Source organism: Pelomicrobium sp., assembly GCF_036803785.1.
Lineage (GTDB): Bacteria > Pseudomonadota > Gammaproteobacteria > Burkholderiales > UBA6910 > Pelomicrobium.
Window position 1 is genome coordinate 1 of sequence record NZ_DAIRTR010000079.1, and the last position, 5,624, is coordinate 5,624.

Consider the following 5,624-nt stretch of genomic DNA (forward strand, 5'->3'; position numbering starts at 1 on the left):
GTTTTAAGGCGCGCCCGAGACGCTTCCGTGGTCGTGCTCGCCAAGCCCATGGACCCGCGCTTTGCCCTCTTCCCTCCCCCTCCCAGCGGGAGAAGGCAGCGGGAAGAGCGGTGAATGATCGGCTCACCGTTCACCGCAGGTTTGAATGGCCTCCAGAGCGGCGAGGCGTAACGACTGGCGACCCAGCTCCAAGCTTGACCCAAAGGAGCCGCCTCATCAAGCGTAAGCTCTGAAAATTAAGTTAATTTTTGTGGAGCGGCGGACCGGCGGGCAGGCTTTCCGCCGCATTCATTCGACGGTCACCGACTTGGCCAGATTGCGCGGCTTGTCCACGTCGGTGCCTTTCTGCAGCGCCACGTGGTAGGCGAGTAGCTGGAGCGGGACGACGTGCAGGATCGGGCTCAGCAACCCCGCATGGTCGGTCATCTGGATGATGTGCACACCTTCGCTTTCCTGGATCTGGCTGTCGGCGTCGGCGAAGACGTACAGCTCCCCGCCCCGGGCCCGCACCTCCTGGAGGTTGGACTTGAGCTTCTCCAGCAGGAGATCATTGGGCGCCACCGCCACCACTGGCATGTTCCGGTCCACCAGGGCGAGCGGCCCGTGCTTGAGCTCGCCCGCGGGATAGGCCTCGGCGTGGATGTAGGAGATCTCCTTGAGCTTGAGCGCCCCCTCCATGGCGATGGGATAGTGGATGCCACGGCCGAGGAACAGGGCATGCTCCTTTTCCGCGAATCGCTGGGACCAGGCGACGATCCTGGACTCCAGGTCCAGGATCCGGGTCAGGGCCGACGGTAGGTGCCGCAGCGCCGCAATGTGCCGCTTTTCTTCCTCGGGGGTGAGCCGGCCGCGGAGTTTTGCCAGCACCAGGGTGAGCAAAAACAGGGCGGCCAACTGGGTCGTGAAGGCCTTGGTGGAGGCCACGCCGATCTCGGGACCCGCCCGGGTGAGGAAGCGCAGGTCTGCCTGGCGAATGAGGGCGCTCTCCGGCACGTTGCAGATGGCCAGGGTGTACCGGTGTCCCAACGCCTTGGCGTGCGCGAGGGCGGCCAGCGTGTCGGCCGTCTCTCCCGACTGGGAGATCGCCACCACCAGGGCGTCGGGGTTGGGGACGCTCTCCCGGTAGCGGTATTCGCTGGCGATTTCCGGGTGACAGGGGATGCGGGCGACCCGCTCGATCCAGTAGCGGGCCACCAGGCCGGCGTGGAAGCTGGTGCCGCAGGCAACGATGGTGACGGCGTTCACCCGTGCCAACACTTCCTGGGCGTCCACACCGAAGAGCTGGGGCGAGAGGGAAGAGGCGCCGGTCACCATCTCCAGGGTCGCCGCCACCGCCCCTGGCTGCTCGAAGATCTCCTTCTGCATGAAATGCCGGTAATGCCCCAGCTCTACCGCATCGGCGGTCAGCTGGGACAGGTGCACGCTGCGCTCCACCGCGTTGCCCGCCGCATCCACGATCCGGTAGCGGTCGAGCGCCAGTTCGGCCACGTCCCCTTCTTCCAGGTAGATCATGCGCTGGGTTACCTGGAGCAGGGCGGAGGCGTCGGAGGCCGCGAAGTTTTCCCCGTCGCCCAGGCCCAACAGAAGCGGCGCCCCCATGCGCGCCACCACCAGCCGCTCGGGCTCCTGGGCCGAGAGGACGGCGATGGCGTAGGCGCCATGAAGCTCGGCCACTGCCCGACGGGTGGCGACGAATAGGCCCTCGCCCTGGCGCAGATAATGTTCGATGAGGTGGGCGATGACCTCGGTGTCGGTGTCGGAGGCAAAGGCGTAGCCGGCCTCGGTCAGTCGCCGGCGGATGGTTTCGTGATTCTCGATGATGCCGTTGTGCACCACCGCCAGGCCGCTGCCGCTCACGTGGGGGTGGGCGTTGCGCTCGGTGGGGGCGCCGTGAGTCGCCCAGCGGGTGTGGGCGATACCCAGGCGGCCGTTCAGGCCCTCTTGCTCCGCTCGCCGGGCGAGCTCCGCCACCCGGCCCACGCTCCGCAGCCGCTTGAGCCCCCCGTCGATGACGGCGAGTCCCGCCGAGTCATAGCCGCGGTATTCCAGGCGGCGCAAGCCTTCCAGCAGGATGGGCACGACGTTGCGTTGCGCCACGGCGCCGACGATTCCGCACATGTCAGGAAAAGCTCAAAGAAGTAAACTCCCGGGGCCCCGCTTTCCTCCCGGCCTCACTTGTCCCGCTTCTTCACCGGCCGTTTCCAGTTCTCTACCGTCACCTGGGGTGCCCGGGAGAGGGTGAGCTTGCCGGCCGGGGCGTCCCGGGTAAGGGTGGTGCCAGCCCCCAGGGTCGCCCCCTTGCCCACCTTGACCGGAGCGACCAGCTGGGTATCGGAGCCGATGAAGGCGTCGTCCTCGATTACTGTACGGTGCTTCTGCGCCCCGTCGTAGTTGCAGGTAATGGTGCCAGCGCCGATGTTCACGTCGCGGCCCACGGTGGCATCGCCCACGTAAGCCAGGTGATTGGCTTTGCTCGCTCGGCCGATCTCGCTATTCTTGACCTCGACGAAATTGCCGATGTGCACCTCCTCGGCCAGGCGCGCCCCCGGACGCAGTCGGGCGTAGGGACCGATGCGGCAGTCATTGCCCACTTCCGCCTCCTCGATCAACGTGTAGGGCAGAATCTCCACTCCCGCGCCGATGCGGGCGTCCCGCAGGATGGCGTAGGGCCCCACCCGGGTGTGATCCCCGAGCACAACATTGCCCTCGAACACGCAGCCCACGTCGATCACCACCTCGCGCCCGCAGATGAGCTCGCCGCGGACATCGATGCGCTCGGGGTCCAACAAGGTCACCCCTTGCGCCATCAGGCGCTCCGCCTGCCGTCGCTGGTAGCAGCGCTCAAGAGTCGCGAGATCGCGCTTGCTGTTGACCCCAAGGACTTCGTCCACCGTCCCGGGCTGCACGGTAGCGACCGGGAAGCCTTCCTCCACCGCCATTTTCACCACGTCGGTGAGATAGTACTCGCCCTGGGCGTTGTCGGTGCCGAGTCGCGCGAGCCACTGGGCGAGCCTGCGGGCGGGGGCCGCCAGGATGCCGGTGTTGATCTCCCGGATCGAGCGCTCCCGGGCCGAGGCGTCCTTGTGCTCCACGATGCGCACCACCCGCCCGGCGCTGTCGCGCACGATGCGCCCGTATCCGGTCGGGTCGTCCACTTCGGCCGTGAGCAGCGTCAGCCGCTCGTCGGCCCGCCCCTCCAGCATGCGCCGCAGGGTCGCCTCCCCGATGAGGGGCACGTCCCCGTAGAGCACCAGGATCACCCCTGCGGGATGCAAGCGGGGCAGGGCGATCGCCAAGGCATGGCCGGTGCCGAGCTGGGGCTCCTGGCGCACGAAAAGCGCGCCGCAGCCAGCGAACGCCTCGGGCACCTGCTCCCCTCCGTGGCCATAGACCACGCAGAGGGTCCGGGGCTCGAGCCGCCGGGCAGTCTCCATCACGTGGGCAAGCAGCGGTCGGCCCGCCAGGGGATGAAGCACCTTGGGCAGGCGGGAATGCATGCGGGTCCCCTTGCCGGCGGCGAGGATGGCGATGTCCAGGACAGTCATGGAGAAAACTTGAGCAAAAACGATGCCTGCCAATCTTGGCGGCTCGGCTGCGAGCCCGAAACACGTGAGGCAGTATAAATGACGAAGGCAGCCCGCAGGCTGCCCTTCGAACACGGAAGCACGCGGGGCGTCTTACCCTTTGCGCGCCTTGCGCAGTTTCTGGATCGCCGCGAGTTGGGCGGCAGCCTCGGCCAGCTCCGCCTGGGCCTTGGCGATCTCCAGCTTGGAGGTCTTGTTTTGCAGCGCCTCCTCCGCCGCTCGCTTCGCTTCCAGCGCCTTGGCCTCGTCCAGGTCGGCGGCGCGTACCGCCGTGTCCGCCAACACGGTCACCCCGCTTGGCTGGACCTCCAGAATGCCGCCCGAGACGACCACCAGTTCCTCCTCGTCCTTGAGCGGCACTTTGATGCGCAGCGCCCCCGGCTTGATGCGGGTGAGGAGCGGCGTATGGCGCGGGTAGATGCCAAGTTCCCCCATTTCCCCCGGCGCCACCAGAAACTCGGCCGGCCCGGAGTAGATGGATTCCTCCGCGCTCACCACTTCCACATGCATGGTGGTTCCCATGGGGGCCTCCTTACTGGAGCGTCTTCGCTTTCTCGAACGCTTCGTCGATGGTGCCCACCATGTAGAACGCCTGCTCCGGCAGATGGTCGCACTCGCCGTTGACGATCATCTTGAAGCCGCGGATGGTTTCCTTGAGGGGCACGTACTTGCCGGGACTGCCGGTAAAGACTTCGGCGACGAAGAAGGGCTGGGAGAGGAAGCGCTGGATCTTACGGGCCCGGGCCACCACCAGCTTGTCCTCAGGGGAGAGCTCGTCCATGCCCAGGATGGCGATGATGTCACGCAGCTCCTTGTAGCGCTGCAGGGTCGCCTGCACGGCGCGGGTGGTGTTGTAGTGCTCTTCGCCGATCACGTTGGGGTCCACCTGGCGCGAGGTGGAATCCAGGGGGTCGACGGCGGGGTAGATCCCCAAGGCGGCGATGTCGCGAGAGAGCACCACGGTGGCGTCCAGGTGGCCGAAGGTGGTGGCGGGGGACGGGTCGGTCAGGTCGTCCGCCGGCACGTATACGGCTTGGATCGAGGTAATGGAGCCGGTTTTGGTGGAGGTGATGCGCTCCTGAAGCCTGCCCATCTCCTCGGCGAGCGTCGGCTGATAGCCCACGGCGGAAGGCATACGGCCGAGCAACGCCGACACTTCCGTTCCGGCGAGCGTATAGCGGTAGATGTTGTCGATGAACAGCAGCACATCCCGGCCCTCGTCACGGAAATACTCCGCGATGGTGAGGCCCGTCAGCGCCACCCGCAGCCGGTTGCCGGGAGGCTCGTTCATCTGGCCGTAGACCAGGGCCACCTTATCCAGCACCTGGGATTCCTTCATTTCGTGGTAGAAGTCGTTGCCCTCCCGGGTGCGCTCGCCGACGCCCGCGAACACCGAGTAGCCGGAGTGCTCGATGGCGATGTTGCGAATGAGCTCCATCATGTTGACCGTCTTGCCCACGCCGGCGCCGCCGAACAGCCCGATCTTGCCCCCCTTGGCGAAGGGGCAGATCAGGTCGATCACCTTGATGCCGGTCTCGAGCAGCTCCTGGGAAGGGGAGAGCTCCTCGAAGCTGGGTGCCTTGCGATGGATGGGCATGGTCTTGTCGGCGCCGATGGGACCCGCCTCGTCGATCGGGCGACCCAATACGTCCATGATGCGCCCCAGGGTCTTGGGCCCGACCGGCACCGAGATGGGGGCGCCAGTGTTTTTCACCTTCATGCCGCGGCGCAGGCCGTCGGAGGAACCGAGGGCGATGGTGCGCACCACTCCGTCGCCCAATTGCTGCTGCACCTCCAGGGTCAGCCCGATCTCGTCCATGGTAAGGGCGTCATAGACGCGGGGCATGTGCTCGCGGTCGAACTGGACGTCCACCACCGCGCCGATGCACTGGACAATCGTTCCTTCAGTCATGGTTCCTTCTTCCTTCCGATTACGAAATCGCCACCGGGCGCCGGCAGCCTCGCCTGGTCACAACGGTTCTGCGCTCACGCGATCGCAGCCGCGCTGTCTGCGATCTGGTCTCGTCGTAACGTTCGCCT

4 protein-coding genes are annotated in these 5,624 nt (G+C 66.4%); all 4 read right to left on the bottom strand.

The window, feature by feature from the left end; genetic code table 11:
• Positions 1 to 288 precede the first annotated feature (288 nt).
• The 4 genes from glmS to atpD all read right to left on the bottom strand — a co-directional run bounded on the left by glmS (position 289) and on the right by atpD (position 5,496).
• Positions 289 to 2,118 carry a glutamine--fructose-6-phosphate transaminase (isomerizing) gene (glmS, locus tag V7Q81_RS10205; RefSeq protein ID WP_333842809.1) on the bottom strand — a complete coding sequence of 610 codons (1,830 nt, stop codon included), beginning with the start codon at positions 2,116 to 2,118 and terminating at the stop codon, positions 289 to 291.
• A gap of 53 nt (positions 2,119 to 2,171) precedes the next feature.
• A complete protein-coding gene (glmU, locus tag V7Q81_RS10210) occupies positions 2,172 to 3,536 on the bottom strand; it encodes a bifunctional UDP-N-acetylglucosamine diphosphorylase/glucosamine-1-phosphate N-acetyltransferase GlmU (RefSeq protein WP_333842840.1) in 1,365 nt (454 codons plus the stop codon).
• Between the two features lie 141 nt (positions 3,537 to 3,677).
• Positions 3,678 to 4,106, bottom strand: a complete 429-nt coding sequence (locus V7Q81_RS10215) for a F0F1 ATP synthase subunit epsilon (protein ID WP_333842812.1) — start codon at positions 4,104 to 4,106, stop codon at positions 3,678 to 3,680.
• Between the two features lie 10 nt (positions 4,107 to 4,116).
• Positions 4,117 to 5,496: a F0F1 ATP synthase subunit beta gene (gene atpD / locus V7Q81_RS10220; RefSeq protein ID WP_333842814.1), complete on the bottom strand. Its 1,380-nt coding sequence runs from the start codon at positions 5,494 to 5,496 to the stop codon at positions 4,117 to 4,119.
• Between the last annotated feature and the right edge of the window lie 128 nt (positions 5,497 to 5,624).